Raw genomic sequence first — 20,720 nt, 5'->3', positions numbered from 1 at the left:
CTTTTTTGGCTCTAAACAGGAAAAAACATTAAACTGAAAATTGCGTCAACATTTATGCAACACTAGTGATCGAAAATATATAAAAACAGGTGGAGAAAAACATTGCGTTTTTCTCCACCTGTTTTATTTAGAGGGACTTATTAGACAGCCCCTTATTATGATAAAAAGAGCTTCCACCACTTTCGCTTTCTTTTCATATCAGCAGCAGCTGTTTGGCGAAATGTTTGAACAAAATCATTGAACATTTCTTCTCGCTCAGACACATTTTGGCGGTGAAGCTTTCTTTCCTTTTCCATTTCTTTCAAATAGTAAACGCGTTCTTCATTCATGGAATCAATTAAATCTCGCAGTTCTTCTGTCGTATGGCTAGAAGAATTAGAGAGCTTTTCGACCATAAATTTAACTTGATTCATTGCAACGGTAGAATTGCTAGAAAAGCGATCAAGTAAATATTGCATCTCTTTTGATGATTCATCGGCATTCGCTACGATATCTTTCATATACAATTTCATTTCTTCAGCGCTTTGCTCTGCGGTATGAGACTGTTCATCCATAATGGACGAGATTTCATCCAATGCTCTTTCATTGGCACGGATAATTTTCTTAGACATATTCTCGACTTCTTTAGCGTTACGTTCTGAAGACTCAGAGATAACAGCTCCCACCGTTTCAACCATTTCGTACGTTTGATTAGCGCTTTTTTCAAGCTCTTTTTTTACTTCACCAACAATTTCTTCACGTACTTCGTTACGCATTCCTTCACGCATTTCTTTTAATAAATCATCTTTAAATGAATTTAATACTTCAAAAACATCCTCGTAGCGTCGCACCGCTTCTACAAGTTCTCCTTGCAATATTTCTCGTTCTTGTACGATAACGTCATTAGAAGAGACGGGTTCTGATTCATTAGCATGAAGATGACTTTGTTTGTTTAGTAGCTCTTCATTAGACACGTTCGCTTTCTCTTCAGTAATTGGTTCTTCAATAGGCGGGTGAGTTTTCTTTTCATCTATTTCCTCAATTCTGTCTTCAGGTTTCTCAAGGGATTTTGACTCTACATCTTCGTTCGTCTCTGCAGACGACACTTCGTCAACTGTAGGAGCAGCTTCTTCATAGACCGTCTGCGTTTCTTGGCTCACTAGCTGTATGTATTCTTTCACTTCATCTAAGGTGCAGTTTTCCGCAAATAGCTGGTTAATATCACTGAGCAACTCAATTTTGTCCTCAGTATATACACGTGCTCCATCTCTTCTCTCAATATATAAATAACCCTGTAAGGAACTTTCCCACCCTTTTAATGTGCGACGATCTATATCTAGGCGGTCACATACAGCTTTAATTGTATAAATTTCAGTCATTTTTTTTCCTCCTCTAATTCTTTCCTAATAAAAAGTATGTATTAGCTTGATTTTCGTTGTATGTTGTATTCACCATATCTAACTAATTTTTCCTGCTAGGTGACAAAGGTTGTCAAAACTAGACGACATTAGCCTTTTATGTAAACAAAAAGAGAAATTTGTAAAATGCTCGTATGTATAAAAAGTTGACAGTATAAACTAAGTTCGATAAGATATGTTCAAATGTTTAAGTTTTTAAACATATAAACGCAAGGCTGTTTTAAATGGAAAAAGGATATGCTTTGATTACAGGTGCGTCAGGTGGAATTGGAAGACAATTGGCATATCATTTTGCGGAAGATGGCTATTCACTCGTATTAGTAGCACGTAGTAAAGAAAAGTTGGAAGAGTTAAAGAAAGAGCTTGAAAATAACTATTCAATTTCTGTTTTAATTAGTATAAAAGATCTTTCTAAACAAAAAGAGGCGTTAAAGCTTTACGATGAAATAAAGCAACAACGTATTACGGTTCAGTTTCTAGTCAACAATGCTGGCTTCGGTTTATATGGTACATTTATCGAGACATCTTGGGCTGAAGAAGCAGATATGATTGACTTAAATATAAAAACGCTCACGTATTTAACGAAGCTATTCTTACCAGAAATGGTGGAGCGTAACCAAGGGCGAATTCTTAACATTGCATCAGTAGCTTCTTTTTTACCTGGACCATTGATGGCTGTTTACTATGCAACAAAGGCCTATGTTTTATCGTTTACTGAAGCGTTGGAGAATGAGTTGAAAGATACTAATATAACCATTAGTGCGCTTTGCCCGGGGCCTACTAAGACGGGCTTTAGTGACCGAGCTAATTTAAGTGGCTCAAAATTATTTGAATCAGGGGCTCTCCATGTGGAAGATGTAGCGAAAGTAGGTTATGAACAATTCATGAGAGGGAAAACGATTATTATACTTGGAGCAAAGTTTAAAGTAGCAACTATGCTGCCGAGGTTTTTCCCACGTAAGCTTATTACAAAAGTTGTAAGAAGTATGCAAGAAGTTAAGTAAGAGAGGATAGGTAGCATGAGTACACGCGCAGTGGAATTATTTCGATCCAGTATTCCTGTTTTTCAAGCACTAAGCGATTCAGCGAGACAGGACATTATTTTATTATTAGCAGAAAAGGAACCGCTAACGGTCAATGAAATCGCAAAAGAATCAACCCTCTCTCGACCAGCAGTTTCTCATCACTTAAAAATATTACGTGACCAAAAGCTTGTAAGTATTGAGCAAAAAGGAACGCAGCGTTATTATTCACTCGCATTAGAAGATGCGGTAGGGCTATTAAAGGAATTAATTTCAACAATTGAAAAAGAATGTTTATGATCAAAGAGGTGAAGAAATGAAGCATAGTGAGTATTACGTTACAGATGAGAACATTATCAGCAATATTGTCGAAAAGCAAAAGCGGTACTTCTATGAACAAAAGACAAAGTCCAAAGCCGTGCGAGTGCAGGCACTAAAGGATTTGCAATCCATGATTAAATCCAATGAAGAAGTAATTATGGAGGCGTTGAAAAAAGATTTAAACAAATCAGAAATAGAAGCGTATGCTTCTGAGATTGGCATTTTGTTAGAAGAAATTCGCTTTACGCTAAAGCATTTAGACGGCTGGATGAAGTCTAAAAAAGCAAAGACAGTCATGACTCATATTGGTTCAAAAGGATATATCATCCCGGAACCTTACGGAGTGACGCTCATTATTGCACCGTGGAACTACCCGTTTCAACTAGCTATTTCACCATTAATTGGCGCTATTGCAGCGGGCAATACAGCAATTATTAAGCCGTCGGAACTGACGCCTAATGTTTCAAGGGTAATGGAAGAATTGCTTGCCAAAACGTTTGACCCTTCGTTTGTTACAGTTATAGAAGGAGCTGTGGAAACGACTCAAATCTTATTGAAGCAACCGCTGGATTATATTTTCTTTACAGGAAGCGTCAACGTTGGAAAAGTCATTATGCAAGAAGCAGGAAAGCAGCTCATTCCAGTCACGTTAGAGCTAGGAGGTAAGAGCCCTTGTATTGTGCATAGAGATGCAAATGTTGAACTTGCGGCTAAGCGCATCATGTTTGGTAAAAGTATGAATGCTGGTCAAACATGCGTTGCTCCAGACTACTTGTTAGTTCATAAAGACGTAAAGGTTCAGCTTATTGCACAGCTACAGAAAGCGGTAACGCAGTTTTATGGCGAAGATGTACTCACAAGCGGGCGTTATGGCAGAATTGTCAGTGAGAGACACTTCGATCGTTTAATTGAGTTTTTACAAGATGGAAAAGTTGTAATTGGCGGTAATTATAATGAAGAAACGCTCCAGATTGCTCCAACCGTCTTAGACGAAGTAAAATGGGATTCAAGCGTTATGCAAGACGAAATTTTCGGTCCAATTTTACCTCTTATTGAATATGAAAGTGTAGATGAGGTCGTAAGTGCAGTTCATCAAAAAGCAAAGCCGCTAGCTCTATATTTGTTTTCAGAAAGTGAAGAGGTTCAGCAGCAAATTATTAACACGGTTTCATTTGGGGGAGGGTGCATTAACGATACGATTATGCACCTGGCAACGCCGCACCTGCCATTTGGAGGAGTTGGAGAGAGTGGAATCGGTCAATATCACGGTGAGGCAAGCTTTAAAACGTTTTCACACTTTAAAAGCGTGCTGAAGCAAACAACAAAGTTTGATTTTGCCTTTAAGTATCCGTCTGATAACCAAAGTCTAAAAACGATTAAAAAGTTTTTGAAATAACGTCAAACGAAAGAGTTTGGGACATAACAAAATGATTGCTTCTAAAAGACGAACACTCGCTGTTTCCATCTCTTTAGTTTGTCTCAACACGTTCGTTCCATTGCGCTACGGCCACTCGCTTTCCGCGGGGAGGAACCTGAGCTTCCTCGCTGCGCTGCGGGATCTCCGTTTTCCCTCTCTTTCCCGCAGGAGTCGAGTGTCCTACGCTCCATTCCACCCTGTTTCCAACATTGTTTTCACAATCAACCAAAAAACCTGAACGATTAAAAGTGAGAAACTCTCAATCGTTCAGGTTTATCATTGGCTGAATTACTTATGTCCCAGCCTCTGTTTGTTATGAGTGCACGATGGTTTGAGATAGAGGCCATTGCTCTTGTTTGTAGGCCATGTCCCAAAATAGATACTCAAGTTCGCAACTTTTGATAAAATGCTCTTTCATACGTCTACGTTCCTCAGCTGAAGCTTTTTCTGCTAACTCATCTAATTTGTCACAAAACCATTTTGTCGTTTCTTTCATTTCTCCATTGGTATAAAAGGAAATCCATTCGTAAAAAGGGTGATCCGGTGTTAAGTTCACTTCGCCTGCAATACGCTCGCCAATTTCAACGTATGTCCATGGACATGGCAGTAGCACAGCAATAATTTCACCTAGTGTCCCTGTATGTGCGACCGTCATCATGTGGCTAATATAATGATTTGCTGTTGGTGCTAAGGGCTGATGCTTCATATCTTCATAACGAATGCCAGCTACTTTACAAAAATTATTATGAGGATGGACTTCACTATGTAAAACAATTGAAATACCGTTATTAAACACTTCCATTTCATCACGGGTACTACATTTTGTTAACGCCGCACCGTATATGCGAACAAAAGCAGTTAAATATTCATAATCCTGTGACACATAATGAATTAAAGCTTCTTTTGGAACTTTTCCTTCCTTAATACCTGCAACAAATGGATGTTGAAAGATGGCATCGTAAATGTAAGCTGCTTCTTTGCGTAATTGAGCTGAAAATGACAATTGATATTCCTCCCTAATTGAATCCACAAGGAACGCGCTTATAAATGTAGGCAATAACAAAAAAAACACCCCATTATATGGAGTGGTAAAGACAGTTGTTGGTGTATTACACGACAACGCCGTACCACTTTCCTACGCTGGTATAAGCCAGATCAGGTTCAAAGGGATCAAGATTCCTTGTCTCAGCCAAACGGCACCCCTAGTGGATTCTTTCATTTTATTCTTATTCAATTTAACATAAAAAAAAGAATTATACAAAAGTTTAGAAAAAACGGTTCAAAAGTAATGGAAAGTAGTAGTTTGAATAGTGATATTTTAAAAAAATAAATGAGATAAATTACATATGAAACTAGTAACTAAACGATTGGAGTAGTTAATGAAAAAAATGAGAAAATTGTCACGAATCTTGTCGGAATGTGCAAAGGCTGTGCTATCATGATATAATAATTGTAAGTTCGTTACGTTTAAACAAGCTCAATTAAAGAATTAAGCCACAAATTGAAGAGGTATTTAGCTGAAGCTAAATGGCTTTTTCAGTTTGCCTAGTTTAATATAAATTAGTCCTGTCAATTTAGTAGGAATTATATTTTTTAAGGAGGTTGTTTAATGAATCTATCAGCATGGGATTTATTTGTGGATCTTGGTTTCATCTCACTGTTATTAGTGGCTGGTACCATTATTCGAGCAAAGGCCAGGTGGGTACAAAACTTATTTTTACCTGCGAGTATTATTGCTGGAATATTGGGTTTAGCATTAGGGCCAAACGGTATTGGCCTCATTCCATTCACTGATCAAATTGGAACTTATCCAGGTATTCTAATCGCGGTTATTTTTGGTGCAATTCCAATTGCAACTCAAAGTGTAAAGTTTAAAGAAATAGCGGGTCGCGTAGGTAGTATGTGGTCGTATTCTCAAATGATTATGCTAGCAATGTGGGGCGTCGGTTTACTATTTTCATTGCTGCTATTAAATAACGTTTGGGGAGATTTAAACTTAGGATTTGGCTTGTTATTAGCAGCAGGATTTATCGGTGGACATGGAACAGCGGCTGCTGTCGGAGATGCGTTTGCAAAGCAAGGATGGGAAGAAGGATTATCTCTAGCGATGACATCAGCAACGATTGGTGTTATTTGCTCAATCGTAGTAGGGTTGGCGTTCATTAAATATTATTCGAAAAAAGGTGAAACAAATTATCTTGCAAGATTTGAAGACTTACCACGAGAATTAAGAACAGGATTAATCCCCCCTGAAAAGCGCACTTCTACAAAAATGGATACGGTATCATCGATTGCTGTTGATCCACTTGTCTTACATGTGGCTTTAGTGACAATTATCGCATTAGGTGGCTACTATTTAAGTGAGCTAGGTCAAACGTTGTTGCCTTCAGTAACAATACCGGCTTTTTCACTAGCTTTTCTTGTAGGTTTAGCTATTAAAGGTATTATGAAGAAAACGAATAGCGATCAGTATATTAATGCAGATGTAATGAACAGAATTAGTGGAAGTGCAACAGACTTCTTAGTTGCGTTTGGTATTGCTTCTATTAGTTTATCAGCGGTAGCAAGCTATATTGTACCTTTTGCACTGTTATTATTATTCGGTCTGTTGTTTGCATGGTTTGTATTCCGAGTTCTTTCTGGCAAGTTCTTTGGTCCAATTTGGTTTGAACGAGGAATTTTCACTTGGGGATGGATTACAGGAACAACGGCAATGGGAATCGCACTATTGCGTATCGCGGATCCTGAAAGCAAAAGTAAAACACTCGATGATTACGCGTTGGCATATATACCGATTGCGCCGGTAGAGATTCTCCTTATTACATTTGCTCCATTAATGATTGCAACGAGCCAGCATTGGTTGTTTGTGCTTATTACAATTGGAGCAAGCATAGCTATTTATTTATTTGCCATGTTAAGAGGATGGGTTAAAAACGAAAAGAAATCATCCAGTCAATCAAGAAGTATAGAAGCAAATTCAAAATAACAACTCAGCCTAAGGCTGAGTTGTTGTTTTTTTAGGAGTCAAAAGGCCTATTCTAAGAAAAATTGTTAACGAGTGCATAAATTTAAGTCAGACGAGGTATTAATGAAGAGAAGCTACTATTTTATCTTTTTAGCTAGAACAACTATATTTACATCTACAGGAAAGGAGAAATAGTATGGCAAATTTTCGTTTTTATAGTATCTTAAATGCGATTGGTTTAGTTCTTGTGTTAATCGTAAACTATTTAGCGAACGCTTTACCAATAGGTGGTCAAACTACAGGTGAAGTATCTGATAGCGTACCAACACTGTTTACGCCAGCAGGCTATGCATTTGCGATATGGGGCCTAATTTATACGCTTCTAATTATCTGGATTATTCGTCAATTTATTGCGAGAGAAGATCAAAAAGAAATCTATGCGAAAATTGGTATTTGGTTCTTCATTAGTTGTTTACTAAATAGTGCATGGATTTTTATCTTTCAATATCGTTACTTTACTCTTGCTTTACTCGTCATCGTTCTATTCTTAGTAACGCTAATGATTATTTACTCCATCATTCAAAATTCCAGAATGACAACATGGTTTATGAGGCTGCCGATTTCTATTTATATTGGCTGGGTATCCGTAGCAACAATTGTTAATGTCTTTGTTGTATTCCAAGCTAATGGAATCGAAACGCTGTTTGGTTTAGGTGAACAGACGTGGGCAATCATTATGCTTGTAGTGGGCGGAATATTAGGCGTTTTGTTTACAAGAAAAAACAGAGATATCGCATACTCACTCGTATTCATATGGGCTTTTATTGCAATTTCTATTAAGCAAAGCGCATACTCAGGGATTGTAACAACAGTTTGGGGTGTAGTCGTAATATTGGCACTTAATATCATTGTTCAGCTCATTCGTAATTATCGAAAGTGAAGAAATCCTAGCGATTGCTAGGGTTTCTTTTTTTCGTTACGATCCTCTAATAAAGAAGATGTGAAACCGATTAAGCAAATCAATATGCCAAAAGGGACAACAATGGGAATAAAAGATAAAATAAAGGCCATTCTGTACCCTCCTTTACACCAAACGGATTTTATATATAAATATGTGAAGAAGAAAAAAATAGTCTTGGATGTTTAAAAGGATTCATTCAAGGCTATATCATAAGTAATAAAGTAAAAGAGGAGCTTAAAAATGACGTATTTAGTAGCTTATACAGATAAAGAAAATATGGAGTACAGTCAAATTACATGTAAAGATTATGCAGAAGCGGAAAGAGAGGTCCTTCGATTAGAAAAAGCAGGACACTTGCATATTGAAATTATTTCGAATCAAGAAGCATATGACGGTGACGAGTCTTCTTTTCGCGAATAGCTAGAACAAAAAAGTTATTGTAAGAAAACGAAACAAGCAGTGTTTTTCTTGAAAAAATGCAATAGAGAATGATTTTCTCTTCAATATATGATAAAGTACTATTCAGATGAGTATAGAAGAGGAGAGAATTTGGTTATATGAGTAAAGCAAATCAATGGTCTTCACGTTTAGGATTCGTATTAGCATCTGCAGGTGCTGCGATCGGTCTTGGTGCCATTTGGAAATTTCCCTATGTGACTGGGACAAGCGGTGGAGGAGCATTCTTTTTATTGTTTGTACTGTTTACGCTCTTTATCGGGTTACCGTTGTTGTTAGCGGAATTTATTATTGGTAGGCATACTGGGAAAGAAGCGATTAGTGCATATAAAGCAATTGCCCCCAACACAGCTTGGGTTTGGATTGGACGAGTAGGCGTTATCAGCTGTCTGGTCTTGTTGTCTTTTTACAGCGTTGTAGGCGGATGGATTATTCTTTATACTATTATGAGTCTTAGTGGACTACTTACTGGAAAAGAGTATGGTGCACTTTTTAATACGGTTATTGCAGAGCCTTATCTAGTAATTGGAGCTCAGGCTTTATTTTTGATTATTAATGTATATGTTGTATCAAGAGGAGTTCAAAAAGGGATTGAGCGTACAAACAAATATATGATGCCTTTGTTATTTATTTGTTTTTTAATTATCGTTGTTCGCTCGTTAACGCTAGATGGGGCAATGGAAGGTATAGAGTTCTTTTTGAAGCCTGATTTTAGTGCCATTACAGGTACATCTGTTTTGTACGCATTAGGGCAGTCTTTCTTTTCTCTATGCGTAGGTTTATCTTGCATGGTTACTTATAGTTCTTATTTAGGAAAAGATATAAGCTTAACAAAATCTGCCGGTTCCATCTCTGTTTTAAATCTGGTTGTATCACTTCTCGCTGGGTTAGCTATTTTTCCTGCCGTATTTGCATTAGGCATGGAACCAACAGAAGGGCCAGGATTGCTTTTTGTTGTATTGCCACAAGTGTTTGAGCAAGTACCATTCGGCCCTGTATTTTTAGCACTATTTTTGCTGTTATTTTTATTTGCAACGTTAACTTCATCTTTTTCACTTTTAGAAATTATTGTGGCGGCTCTTACAAAAGAAAAGCAGGAGAAGCGTCCAAAATCTGCAGTATTAGCAGGAGCTATTGTCTTTCTTGTTGGGTTGCCTTCAGCGCTGTCATTTGGTGTCTTAAAGCACATCACGGTGTTTGGTAGAAACATCTTTGACACAGCAGATTTCTTTGTAAGTAACTTAATGCTTCCCATTGGAAGTCTTTTAATCGCTATTTTTATTACATGGAAAATGAAAAAAGAGCACGTGTTTGAAGAATTTAAAACGGGAAGCCCAAAATCTGAAAGGTTATTTTCAACGTGGTTTATCCTAGTTAAATATATTTTGCCATTCATTATTATTGTGGTTTTATTTAATTTAGCTAGTGCCTACTAAGTAAAAAGAGACTGAGACATAAGTAGTTCAGCCTCTACTATACCTGAACGATTGAGAGTTCATAACTTTTAATCGTTCAGGTTTTTTTGATTGTGAAAATAATGTTGGAAACAGGGTGGAATGGAGCGTAGGACACTCGACTCCTGCGGGAAAGAGAGGGAAAACTGAGATCCCGCAGCGCAGCGAGGAAGCTCAGGTTCCTCCCTGCGGAAAGCGAGTGACCGTAGCGCAATGGAACGAACGTGTTCAGACAAACCAAAGAGATTGGAACAGCTATTGTTCGTCTCTTAGAAGCAATCATTTTGTTATGTCCCAAACTCTTTTTCATTTGTTATTTTGCAAAAACATGATCACCGATTGTAGTAGTGACTTCTTTTTGACGTAACCATTGATTATCTGTTTTTGAAGGGTTAAAGAAGAAGAGAGAACCGCTACCTCCCCCATGTAATGCTAACGCTTCGTTTACTGCTTTTTTCGCTTCAGCATCAGCTGGCTTGTTAATTTCACCATTGCTTACAGGTTCAAACTGGCCTTTTTGGTAAATGACTTCACGAATAGAATTTGGGAACGCATCATCATCGACACGGTTTAAGATAACAGTCGCAACGGCAACCTTTCCAGCGTAAGGCTCTCCTTTTGCTTCTGCATGTATAATGCGAGCTAATAGATCTTTGTCTGTACTGCTAATTGAGCTTGGGATTTTTAGTGTTTCATTGATTGCAAGTGCGTCAGTTTCTTTGTTGTTTTCAGCTTTTAAATCTTTAATAGAGACACCATATTCCATCCCAATTTTATAAAGGGACTCGCCGCTGTCTACGCGATGCGTTGTTTCCGCTGCGCTTGCTGAATGCCCTAATCCGAGCATAGATACTGTTAAAGCACCAATAATAGCTAACTTTTTCCACATAGTTTTATAACCTCCGATGTGTAGTGTTTTAGCGTGCACGTTCTAAAGAGTAACAGCATATGAGGTGTCTTGTCATTAATGAAAACATACCAGTCTAGGAAGATATTAAATAAATTTAACAATAATCGTAATAAATGTACACATCCTTAACGAACAGTCAGCTTTTCACTTTAATAGAGTGAGATAAAGAAGAAGAGTAACTGTCCGTAAAGGTCTGCTAAGTGTAAAGAACCATTCTTATTTTTAAAAAAGAGGATTGACTTGAAATTTAAGGTGACTTATAATGAGCGTGTAACTAGTTAACCGTTTAACTGGAGTGGGTATATGAATGGGAAAATAACGATTCGAGATGTTGCAAAGCACGCAGGAGTTTCTCCCGCAGCTGTATCTTATGTGTTAAATGGTATTAACAAAGTATCAGATGAAACAAAGCAGCGAATTTTGAAAGCGGTTAAAGATCTTGAATATGAACCAAATCTAACCGCAGTAAGCTTATCAAAGCGGAAATCAAATGTCATTGCGGTTATGTTTCCGTTAGTGAACGATTCCCTTGTTACGATGTTTAAAGATAATCACTATCAAAGTGAAATGATTAGTGGAATCGAATACGTACTTCGTAAAAATGGATATGATTTACTCATTTCAGGTGTGCAAAGCCCAAGTGAATGTATGAAATGGATTCGGAAGCGAAACGTAGATGGCCTCTTATTTTTAGGGGTATTTCCAAATCGTTTATACGAAGAGATGAAAGCGTTATCCAAGCCTATCGTGTTAGTGGATACATACGATAAGTACGAGCGTTATTTCAATCATATTACGATGAACGACGAGGAAGGTGGCTACCAGGCTACGAAACATTTAATTGATCTAGGGCACAGTGCGATTGGTTTCATTGCGCACCGAATGACAAATAGCCCCATCGACTATAAGCGGTTTATTGGCTACGAAAAAGCGCTCAAAGCAGCGGGAATCAAGCCGTGCAAATCACATGTATTCGAAGCGTTAGATAGTTCATTTGAAAATGGATACAGGATGGGAAAAGAGTTATTATCACGTCCACATTCTATGTCTGCATTCTTTGCTTCATCTGATACGCTAGCATTAGGAATAATGAAAGCGCTACAAGAGGAAGGTAAGCGCATACCAGAAGACTATTCAATTGTGGGATTTGATGATTTAACGTTTAGTAGTTATGCTACACCTAGCTTAACTACGGTACGTCAAGATGTATTTAATAAAGGATCGGTGGCTGCCACAGCAATCATTCAAGCAATTGAAAATGACACTACTGCACTTCAGCATATTCGACTGTCGACGGAGCTTATTCATCGAGAGTCCACGGCTAAAAAGAAAGGGTAAGTGGTAAGTTAATCGGTTCACTAAAAGTTAATGATGACAAAGGGGATATAAAAATGACAAAAGTAACGGTATGGAATGAGAATCGTCACGAACAAAAAAATCCAGTTGTAAGAGAAGTTTATCCGGAAGGAATTCACGGCGCCATCGCTTCATTTTTACAAGAAGCTGGCTATGCAACTGCAACAGCTACGCTGGATGAGCCTGAGCATGGATTAACTGATGAAGTTCTTGAAAATACTGATGTGCTTGTATGGTGGGGACATTTAGCTCATGAAGAAGTATCTGATGAGATTGTCCAAAAAGTACAGCAACGCGTGTTGGATGGTATGGGACTAATCGTCTTACATTCGGGGCATTTTTCAAAAATCTTTAAAACATTAATGGGAACAAGCTGTGATTTAAAATGGCGTGAAGCAGATGAAAAAGAGCGTTTATGGGTTATAGATCCTTCTCACCCAATTGCAGAAGGTATTTCAGAATTTATTGAACTTGAGCGTGAAGAAATGTATGGAGAGCACTTTGATATCCCAGCTCCAGATGAACTTGTTTTCACAAGTTGGTTTGAAGGCGGAGAAGTCTTCCGCAGTGGCTGCACGTATAAGCGTGGAAATGGGAAGGTATTTTACTTCCGACCAGGACATGAAACATACCCAACTTACCACCATAAAGATATCCAACGTGTAATTGTAAACGCTGTAAATTGGGCGAAGCCTGTTGATCGCAAGCGTCCAGTATACGGAAACGCTCAGCCACTTGAAAAAATTACGGTGAAAAACTAAAGAATTAAAGGGGAGAAGAATAATGGAGAAATTAAAAGTAGCGGTTATCGGCTGTGGAAGTATTGCTCAGTATCGCCATCTACCAGAATATAAAATGAACAAAGATGTAGAGTTAGTAGCAGTTTGCGATATTAACGAAGAGCGTGTCAATAAAGTAGCAAGTGAATACGGCGTAAAGGCTTATACAAGTTATGAAGAGCTGTTGGCAAGTGGAACGGTAGATGCAGTTAGCGTTTGTACACCGAACTACCTGCATGCTCCTATCTCGGTTGTAGCATTAAACAGCGGAGTACATGTTTTGTGCGAAAAGCCAATGGCAACGTCAAAAGAATCAGCTGAAGCAATGATTGAAGCGGCTAAAGCCAACAACAAAAAGCTTATGATTGCTCATAATCAACGCTTTGTAGCATCTCATCAAAAAGCACGCCAATTAATTGAAAACGGCGAAGTTGGAAGGATTTATAGCTTCCGTACAGCTTTCGGACACGGTGGTCCAGAAGGTTGGAGCGTAGATGGTAAAGACAGCTGGTTCTTTAGAAAAGAAGAAGCATTTATTGGAGCGATGGGAGATTTAGGTGTTCACAAAACTGACTTGCTTCGCTACATTTTAGGAGAAGAAATCGTTGAAGTTGGTGCATTTGTCGAAACAACTGCAAAAGACTTTGGCGACGTAGATGATAATGCTGTGTGCGTACTAAAAACAGAAAGCGGTATTGTGGGTACGCTAGCAGCAAGCTGGGCGTACACAAGCAAAGAAGATAATTCAACAATCATTTATGGCGAAAAAGCAATTCTTCGCCTAGAAGATGATCCAAACTATTCATTAGTAGTTCAATACACAACTGGGGAAGTTGTGAAGTACGAGTTAGGAAAAATTCAATCAAATGATGATGGTGGTCAAAGCAACTCTCACGTTGTTGAAAAATTTGTGGATGCAATCATTAACGATACCGAAACACCGGTTTCCGGCGAAGAAGGATTTAAGTCATTAGCTGTTATTTTGGCTGCTCTTGAGTCAAGTGAAACAAAACAAATTAAGCAAGTGTAATGAGGTGACAGCTGTGAAAGTAGGAATTATTGGAGTGGGCGGCATTGCAGTAGGCCGCCACATTCCCGCATTTAAACAGCTACAGGATGAGTGTGAGATTGTGGCTGTAAGTGATATTAACGCTGAGCGTGCAACGGAAGTAGCAAATGAGCATAATATTCCACATGTATTTATTGATTACAAAGACATGTTTGCAGAAGTCGATGCTGTTTGCATTTGTACACCGAATAAATTCCATGCTGAATACGCAGTAGAAGCGTTAAAAGCTGGTGTTCATGTGCTATGTGAAAAGCCAATGGCCTTATCGAAAGCTGAATGTGAGCAGATGATTCAAGAAGCGAAGAAAGCAGATAAAGTGTTAGCAATTGCCTATCATTATCGATTCATGCAGGAAGCACAGGCGGCTAAAAAAAGCATGGACGAAGTGGGGAAACCACTTGTTGCGCGAGTACGAGCAATGAGACGCCGAAAGGTACCAGGATGGGGCGTGTTTACTAATAAAGAGCTGCAAGGTGGAGGGAGCTTAATCGACTACGGCTGTCATCTTCTTGACTTAGCTGTATGGCTAATGGGGAATCCAAGCCATACAGAAGTAGTGGGATCTACGTATAACGACTTAAGCCGTTCACCCAACCAGCTAAATCAGTGGGGTACGTTTAATCACGAAACGTTTGAAGTAGATGACCACGTCACAGCCTATGTCAAATTTGATAACGGTGCATCTTTGTTACTTGAAACATCTTGGTCAGCTAACATACCAGATGACGAAGAGCATGTAAGCATCTCTGGTGTTAATGGAGGCATCAATGTATTCCCGTTTGAATTATATACATCCAAAAATGGCATGTTGTTAAATAGCCAAGCAGCTTGGATAGATGGGGAAGAAAACTTTAGCTTATTACAAGCGAACAATTTTATTAATGCTTGTAAAGGTAAAGAGGATCTCGTTGTAAAGCCGGAAGAAGCGCTTCAAACATCAGCAATCATCGATGCTATTTATAATAGTAGTAAGAAGTGAAAAAGGGGGAAAACAAGATGAAACTAGGGGTATTTACCGTATTATTTGCAGATAAATCATTTGAAGAAATGCTTGATACTGTCAAAGCAGCTGGGCTTCATGCAGTGGAAATTGGAACAGGAGGCTATCCTGGAAACAATCATTGTCCATTAGATGAGCTGTTAGAAGATGAAGCCGCACGAACAGCATATAAAAATCAAATTACAAATCGTGGATTAACGATTAGCGCATTTAGTTGTCATGGAAACCCAATCTCACCAGAGGTTAATTTTGCAAAAGAATCTCATGAAACGCTATTAAAAACGATTAAACTAGCTTCGCTACTGGATGTCCCAGTTGTAAATTGTTTTTCAGGGACAGCAGGTGATCATGAGGGGGCGAAATATCCAAACTGGCCCGTTACGCCTTGGCCAAATGAGTATGGTGATGTTTTAAAGTGGCAGTGGGAAGAAAAATTAATTCCTTATTGGAAAGAAGTAGGCGCTTATGCACAAGAGAACAATGTGAAAATTGGTTTGGAGCTTCACGGTGGATTTTTAGTACATACACCGTATACATTATTAAAGCTACGTGAAGAAACATGCGATGCAATCGGTGCAAACTTAGACCCAAGTCATTTGTGGTGGCAAGGAATTGATCCTGTTGCAGCCATTAAAATTCTGGCTAAAGAAAATGCGATTCATCACTTCCATGCAAAAGATACGTATTTGGATCAAGAAAACATTAATATGTATGGATTAACAGATATGCAGCCTTATGGTGAAGTTCGCTCTCGTGCATGGACGTTCCGTTCAGTAGGATGTGGACATAGCTTAACAGAATGGTCGGATATGATGAGCGCTTTACGTACGTATGGATATGATTATGTTGTAAGCATAGAGCATGAAGATCCGATTATGTCAATTAATGAAGGGTTTAAGCGTGCCGTAACAAACCTTCAAAGTATTTTAATTGAAGAGCAGCCTTCACAAATGTGGTGGGTATAAATAAAGAGACTGAGACATAAGTAGTTCAGCCTCTACTATACCTGAACGATTGAGAGTTCATAACTTTTAATCGTTCAGGTTTTTTCCCCGCGGAAAGCGAGTGGCCGTAGCGCAATGGAACGAACGTGTTGAGACAAACCAAAGAGATGGGAACAGCTAGTGTTCGTCATTTAGAAGCAATCATTTTGTTATGTCCCAAACTCTTTATTTTGATACATATGGATGATTCGTAATCCAAAATCGCCAAGGATAATCCTTTGCTTCACCGGAGTTATCGATGCCAATCCTTGGCCCTGATGAAATAGCTGTAGGCGTAAATCCTTTTGAGATATACAGAGGAGAATTAGTAATGTCATGTCCATAAGCCTTCATTGTAATCGCAAGTGCTTTTGTTAACTTACCTGGTCCGTTTGTCCAATTTTTAGGCAGAGCTTGTTTTCGACGCTTTTGAATAAGATCAATTCCACTAAAAGGTTCGATTGCTCGAATTAACACGGCTTCTGGCTTATTAACTGGGCCGCTGACAATATTAACAAGGCAGTGGGTGTGTATTACATAGGTATACACATTGCCAGGAGCGCCAAACATCACTTCGGTTCGTTTTGTTCGTCGGTTATTAAAACTATGTGCAGCACGATCTTCAGGTCCCATATAGGCTTCTGTTTCAACGATAAACCCAGAAGTAGTACCTTCGCTTGTTTCGTGAATAAGCAGGCAACCGAGAAGGGATTGTGCTAAAGATAACGTTGGTTGATTATAAAACGAAGCTTCGAGAGGCTGGAGTGATAATGTACCGTTCACGGATAATCCCTTCCTTTGTATGTTAAGTTAGTCTTCAGACGTTTCTGCTTCAAAGCGTTTATATCCTAAAAATAACATAAATGATACGACAATTAATACGGTCATGCCAATAAATAAATTTTGAAACATTGATTCGATTGGTAAGCTTTTTTGCCAAACGATTGCTACTCCTGTTAAAGCTACGCCGGTAGCTCCACCAACGAACTGAGAAAGTTGTGAAAAGCCCATTCCTGTGCCAATACGATCTGAAGGTAGCATGCGTGAGATTTCGTTTGCTACGCTAGACGTAAGGGATGTGAAACCAATGCTCATAAACATATACATAAATAAAATGGCTGTAGGTGATATAGTGCTGAAAAAGGTAAAAAGTAAAGCTGCAATAGCTAAAAATAAGTGGCCAAATCGAATTAATACTTTGTTTCCGAACTGATCAATAATTTTACCAATAAAACGAGAAGCAATGGCTGATAGAATTGCACCTGGGAAAATGAGTAATCCAATTTCAGCAGAGCTTTTTTGGAAAACTTGTACCAATAATAACGGCATAATAAAAAGAGTGGCAAAGTGAGTCATGTATGCTGCAAAACCGATACCATTTAATAGTAAATAGCCTTTACTTTGAAAAAGCTTGGGCTCAATAAATGGATGGTTATGCTTGCGGATACGAATGCTTAATAAAATAATGGCTACAATACCGACCGCTAGTAATAATAAAGAATAGGAAGTTAGAAATAGTAAAAAGCCGGTCACACCCGCTGCTGTTAGGATACCACCTAGAATGTCAAAATAAACTTTCTTTTTATCTTCAGCAGGTAAAACCTTATGAAATAATGGGATGAAAATTAAAACTAACCCTGTTACGATGAATAGAAAGTTCCAACCCATATACTGCGTTACTGCTCCTCCAATAACAGGACCAAGACCAAATCCAAGTGACGCAGCAGAAGAAATCATAGACATTGATTTACCACGTCTGGATTTCGGGATATAGCGCGTGATTAAAATCATTGCTAGTCCAGGTACTGCTGCTGCTCCTGCAGCTTGAAGAACGCGGGCAAATAACAGCATTGTAAAGTTGTTCGACACAAAGCCAATAATTGAAGCAATCCCTAGCAGCGTTAAGCCAGTCGTTAGCAGCTGTCTAATCGGAATGAAGTCGGATAGTCGACTATATGTAATTGTTGCAATTGCAAAAACAACAGAATAGCCAGTAATAATCCAAGCAGAGGTTGAAGATGTTAAAGCAAATTCTGTGGATACTTTAGGAAGAGCAACGTTAAACATTGTAGTGTTCATTACTACAAGCATGATTGTCAAGCTCCAAAAAGGAATGACGACAGATTCTTTAAATGGTTTTGGCTCTAAGATTGAATGTTCTTCATTTGTAGTAATAGTAGTGGTAGTCATCTTTATCTCCTTACAAAATAGCATATTTAATCAAGATTGAATGGTATATCATTAATTCTCAAACCTGTCTACAGGTATATAAATATAGAATTTTATGATACGTTTGTCAATCTTTTTCGGGTTGCGAAATAAAATCAGGTGCGTGCACCTGATTTTAATTTCACTTTTATAGCTCTTCACCCTTCTCAAACGTAACCTTATGCTCTTTGGCAAGTTTTTTAATATCACTTGCATATTTACGCATTCCTTTTCTCGCTTCATCTAACATCACATTAGCTTCGACAATTAATTCAGGGTCCTGTTTTTCAAGAGCGCTAACAATTTTTGCAAAAGCGTTATACTGAGTATTGGCAGCTTTAATATAATCTTCATGGAGCGCCCGTAGCTCATCTGTTTCTACTTCGATTTTTTCAAGTTCTTCAATAAATTCACGATATTGTGGAATGACTTCATCCACAAGCGTATCATACATCGTAAAATCATCTGTGTAGTTAGCTCCGGATACGCTGTCATATGCTTCAACCGCCTGTATTTCTAGTTCACTGACCTTGGGGATTTCAGTATTTGAATAGTTTAATAAATCGTCTTGAACGGGGTCGTTGAGGCAGGCGGATAAAAGCAACAGCAGTGGAACAAATAGCAGCAAAAGTTTTTTCTTCATTTAACTCTCACCTCCATTGTTCAGTTTATGAACGAACTGCTTGACACAGTCTCGGGAATCTGAAAGTGAAAAAACAAAATCAAGATAGCCTCAATATTGCCATGAAGCGTACTTATATAGTAGACTTTTACTATAGTTTAATAGAATGGGGAGCTTGCGGATGCAGGTTGAGAGTATGATTAGGAAACCATCATAGACCATTTGAACCTGTTGGATAATGCCAGCGTAGGGAATGTGAGTAGATTGTAAAAGCACCTTGCGTTCATGCAGGGTGCTTTTTTATATCGAAAGGTAGGAGGATGGAAAAATGACGGCCCAAAAGGAAATAGGTCATTTATTATCTCAAGTAAGACAAGAAAAGCCACTAGTACATAATATGACGAACGTTGTTGTAACAAATTTTACAGCGAACGGTTTATTGGCTTTAGGCGCATCGCCCGTAATGGCTTATGCAAAAGAAGAAGTTGCGGATATGGCTAAAATTGCTGGAGCACTCGTGCTTAATATGGGAACGTTAACAAGTACTGAAGTTGAAGCGATGATAATTGCAGGAAAAGCAGCGAATGAGGCAGGCGTTCCGGTTATATTTGATCCAGTCGGAGCAGGTGCAACACCATTTCGTACAGCTACAGCAAGAGAGTTATTAAATAAAGTAAACATAGCAGTTATTCGAGGAAATGCTGCTGAAATTGCCAATGTTGTAGGAGAAAACTGGGCGATAAAAGGTGTAGATGCAGCACCTGAAGAAGGGGATGTCGTTACGTTAGCTAAAATGGCTGCAAAGCAGCTGAAAACAGAAGTTGTTGTAACGGGTGTACAAGATGTTGTTAGTGATGGAGATTCAGCTTATATTATCACAAACGGGCATTCAATGCTTGCCAATGTAACAGGGACCGGTTGTTTATTAACATCCGTTATCGGTGCCTTTGTTGCAGTTGAAAAGAAAAGAATTGTTGAAGCAGTTCTTGAGGCGTTATGCGCATATGAAGTCGCAGCTGAACTGGCAGCTGATAAAGCAGCAGGTGAAGGGCCAGGAAGTTTTCAAACCGCTTTTTTGGATGCTTTACACCATATTCATCCAGAACAAGTGAAAAGCGGAGCAAGAGTTGAACAGCAGTAGAAGGGAGCTAACAGAAGATGAATATTAAAGAGTATCTAAAAGTTTATTTTATTATGGGAAGCAATAATTGTAAGGGAGATCCGCGAGTCGTATTAAAAGAAGCGATTGCGGGTGGAATTACGATGTTCCAGTTTCGTGAAAAAGGAGAGGGAGCTCTGCAAGGAAAAGAGAAGTATCAGCTTGCTTATGATCTTCAACAAATTTGTAAACAGCATGAGGTACCTTTTATTGTAAATGATGATGTTGACTTGGCAATCAAATTAGGTGCTGATGGTATTCATATTGGTCAAGAAGACGAGAAAGCGTATATTGTGAAAGAAAAGGCTCCTCATCAACTAATCGGTGTATCGGTTCATTCGATTGAAGAACTACAGCAAGCAATTAAAGATAAAGCGGATTATGTGGGAATGGGGCCTGTATTTCCAACCACTACAAAAACAGATACAAAAGCTGTTCAGGGCACAAATTTAATTCAGCAAGCTCGTCAACAGAAGATTGATTTCCCAATTGTAGGGATTGGAGGCATCACAGCCGAAAATGCTGAGAAAGTCATTCAAGGTGGTGCTGACGGTATATCTATTATTACAGCGATTAGCTTAGCAATGTCACCTAAGCAAGCAGCAGAACAGTTGCTTCAAGCAGTGAAATGAAAAAATGCC

General features: G+C 38.6%; 22 protein-coding genes and 1 riboswitch. Of the genes, 15 read left to right on the top strand and 7 right to left on the bottom strand.

The genetic code is table 11. From position 1 onward, the window contains the following. Positions 1 to 155 precede the first annotated feature (155 nt). Entirely contained in the window at positions 156 to 1,358 is a 1,203-nt protein-coding gene (locus tag AC1UFB_RS03505; protein WP_100347652.1) for a MerR family transcriptional regulator, read from the bottom strand. Between the two features lie 263 nt (positions 1,359 to 1,621). On the opposite strand from AC1UFB_RS03505, the gene AC1UFB_RS03500 reads away from it, so the two are divergent. From AC1UFB_RS03500 to AC1UFB_RS03490, 3 genes are read left to right on the top strand one after another with little or no spacing between them, the layout of a single operon-like run. Beyond that, complete coding sequence (locus tag AC1UFB_RS03500; RefSeq protein WP_025910750.1) at positions 1,622 to 2,401, top strand: SDR family NAD(P)-dependent oxidoreductase; 780 nt, start codon at positions 1,622 to 1,624, stop codon at positions 2,399 to 2,401. A 15-nt stretch (positions 2,402 to 2,416) separates the two neighbouring features. After that, a complete protein-coding gene (locus AC1UFB_RS03495; protein ID WP_025910749.1) occupies positions 2,417 to 2,719 on the top strand; it encodes an ArsR/SmtB family transcription factor in 303 nt (100 codons plus the stop codon). A gap of 16 nt (positions 2,720 to 2,735) precedes the next feature. Next, on the top strand, positions 2,736 to 4,136 hold the full coding sequence (locus AC1UFB_RS03490) for an aldehyde dehydrogenase (protein ID WP_035321082.1): 1,401 nt from the start codon (positions 2,736 to 2,738) through the stop codon (positions 4,134 to 4,136). 73 nt (positions 4,137 to 4,209) lie between these two features. Here the strand turns inward: AC1UFB_RS03490 and AC1UFB_RS03485 are convergent, their stop codons facing one another. Further along, a complete protein-coding gene (locus AC1UFB_RS03485) occupies positions 4,210 to 4,353 on the bottom strand; it encodes a hypothetical protein (protein ID WP_156413441.1) in 144 nt (47 codons plus the stop codon). A 117-nt stretch (positions 4,354 to 4,470) separates the two neighbouring features. Continuing rightward, the gene (tenA, locus tag AC1UFB_RS03480) at positions 4,471 to 5,160 is read right to left on the bottom strand and encodes a thiaminase II (RefSeq protein WP_100347655.1); all 690 of its coding nucleotides are present in this window, start codon (positions 5,158 to 5,160) and stop codon (positions 4,471 to 4,473) included. A gap of 112 nt (positions 5,161 to 5,272) precedes the next feature. Next, positions 5,273 to 5,371, bottom strand: a riboswitch (TPP riboswitch). 395 nt (positions 5,372 to 5,766) lie between these two features. On the opposite strand from tenA, the gene AC1UFB_RS03475 reads away from it, so the two are divergent. The 5 genes from AC1UFB_RS03475 (at position 5,767) to AC1UFB_RS03455 (ending at position 10,360) form a co-directional block, all read left to right on the top strand. Beyond that, the gene (locus AC1UFB_RS03475) at positions 5,767 to 7,143 is read left to right on the top strand and encodes a sodium/glutamate symporter (protein WP_100347657.1); all 1,377 of its coding nucleotides are present in this window, start codon (positions 5,767 to 5,769) and stop codon (positions 7,141 to 7,143) included. Positions 7,144 to 7,318: 175 nt separating this feature from the next. Then, the gene (locus tag AC1UFB_RS03470) at positions 7,319 to 8,062 is read left to right on the top strand and encodes a TspO/MBR family protein (protein WP_100347658.1); all 744 of its coding nucleotides are present in this window, start codon (positions 7,319 to 7,321) and stop codon (positions 8,060 to 8,062) included. 261 nt (positions 8,063 to 8,323) lie between these two features. Beyond that, the gene (locus AC1UFB_RS03465; RefSeq protein ID WP_025908856.1) at positions 8,324 to 8,503 is read left to right on the top strand and encodes a hypothetical protein; all 180 of its coding nucleotides are present in this window, start codon (positions 8,324 to 8,326) and stop codon (positions 8,501 to 8,503) included. A 137-nt stretch (positions 8,504 to 8,640) separates the two neighbouring features. Next, positions 8,641 to 9,975 (top strand): sodium-dependent transporter, encoded by a 1,335-nt coding sequence (locus tag AC1UFB_RS03460; RefSeq protein ID WP_025908855.1) that lies wholly within the window; start codon positions 8,641 to 8,643, stop codon positions 9,973 to 9,975. 115 nt (positions 9,976 to 10,090) lie between these two features. Further along, the gene (locus tag AC1UFB_RS03455; protein WP_482588528.1) at positions 10,091 to 10,360 is read left to right on the top strand and encodes a hypothetical protein; all 270 of its coding nucleotides are present in this window, start codon (positions 10,091 to 10,093) and stop codon (positions 10,358 to 10,360) included. Here the strand turns inward: AC1UFB_RS03455 and AC1UFB_RS03450 are convergent. Further along, complete coding sequence (locus AC1UFB_RS03450; RefSeq protein WP_025910005.1) at positions 10,307 to 10,882, bottom strand: cell wall hydrolase; 576 nt, start codon at positions 10,880 to 10,882, stop codon at positions 10,307 to 10,309. The genes AC1UFB_RS03455 and AC1UFB_RS03450 overlap by 54 nt on opposite strands. Before the next feature lie 324 nt (positions 10,883 to 11,206). Between AC1UFB_RS03450 and AC1UFB_RS03445 the strand changes: the two genes are divergently transcribed. From AC1UFB_RS03445 to AC1UFB_RS03425, 5 genes are read left to right on the top strand one after another with little or no spacing between them, the layout of a single operon-like run. Further along, the gene (locus tag AC1UFB_RS03445; protein WP_025910548.1) at positions 11,207 to 12,241 is read left to right on the top strand and encodes a LacI family DNA-binding transcriptional regulator; all 1,035 of its coding nucleotides are present in this window, start codon (positions 11,207 to 11,209) and stop codon (positions 12,239 to 12,241) included. A 53-nt stretch (positions 12,242 to 12,294) separates the two neighbouring features. After that, positions 12,295 to 13,020 carry a ThuA domain-containing protein gene (locus AC1UFB_RS03440; protein ID WP_025910546.1) on the top strand — a complete coding sequence of 242 codons (726 nt, stop codon included), beginning with the start codon at positions 12,295 to 12,297 and terminating at the stop codon, positions 13,018 to 13,020. A gap of 22 nt (positions 13,021 to 13,042) precedes the next feature. Next, positions 13,043 to 14,068, top strand: a complete 1,026-nt coding sequence (locus AC1UFB_RS03435; RefSeq protein WP_025910544.1) for a Gfo/Idh/MocA family protein — start codon at positions 13,043 to 13,045, stop codon at positions 14,066 to 14,068. Positions 14,069 to 14,081: 13 nt separating this feature from the next. Then, entirely contained in the window at positions 14,082 to 15,086 is a 1,005-nt protein-coding gene (locus tag AC1UFB_RS03430) for a Gfo/Idh/MocA family protein (protein ID WP_025910542.1), read from the top strand. Between the two features lie 17 nt (positions 15,087 to 15,103). Beyond that, positions 15,104 to 16,072, top strand: a complete 969-nt coding sequence (locus AC1UFB_RS03425) for a sugar phosphate isomerase/epimerase family protein (RefSeq protein WP_025910540.1) — start codon at positions 15,104 to 15,106, stop codon at positions 16,070 to 16,072. A gap of 204 nt (positions 16,073 to 16,276) precedes the next feature. Here AC1UFB_RS03425 and AC1UFB_RS03420 read toward each other — a convergent pair whose 3' ends face one another. The 3 genes from AC1UFB_RS03420 to AC1UFB_RS03410 all read right to left on the bottom strand — a co-directional run bounded on the left by AC1UFB_RS03420 (position 16,277) and on the right by AC1UFB_RS03410 (position 18,941). Then, positions 16,277 to 16,873, bottom strand: coding sequence for a DNA-3-methyladenine glycosylase (locus AC1UFB_RS03420; protein WP_482588524.1), 597 nt, complete (start codon positions 16,871 to 16,873; stop codon positions 16,277 to 16,279). Positions 16,874 to 16,900: 27 nt separating this feature from the next. Continuing rightward, positions 16,901 to 18,280: an MFS transporter gene (locus AC1UFB_RS03415; RefSeq protein ID WP_482588523.1), complete on the bottom strand. Its 1,380-nt coding sequence runs from the start codon at positions 18,278 to 18,280 to the stop codon at positions 16,901 to 16,903. A 166-nt stretch (positions 18,281 to 18,446) separates the two neighbouring features. Beyond that, positions 18,447 to 18,941, bottom strand: coding sequence for a hypothetical protein (locus AC1UFB_RS03410; RefSeq protein WP_061785805.1), 495 nt, complete (start codon positions 18,939 to 18,941; stop codon positions 18,447 to 18,449). Between the two features lie 307 nt (positions 18,942 to 19,248). Between AC1UFB_RS03410 and thiM the strand changes: the two genes are divergently transcribed. Then, entirely contained in the window at positions 19,249 to 20,061 is an 813-nt protein-coding gene (gene thiM, locus AC1UFB_RS03405) for a hydroxyethylthiazole kinase (protein ID WP_482588521.1), read from the top strand. Between the two features lie 17 nt (positions 20,062 to 20,078). Continuing rightward, positions 20,079 to 20,711 (top strand): thiamine phosphate synthase, encoded by a 633-nt coding sequence (thiE, locus tag AC1UFB_RS03400; protein ID WP_025910533.1) that lies wholly within the window; start codon positions 20,079 to 20,081, stop codon positions 20,709 to 20,711. The last annotated feature ends 9 nt before the right edge of the window (positions 20,712 to 20,720 follow it).

This window comes from Priestia sp. KCTC 13724 (genome assembly GCF_056820425.1).
This window is presented reverse-complemented; position numbering and strand designations above follow the sequence as displayed.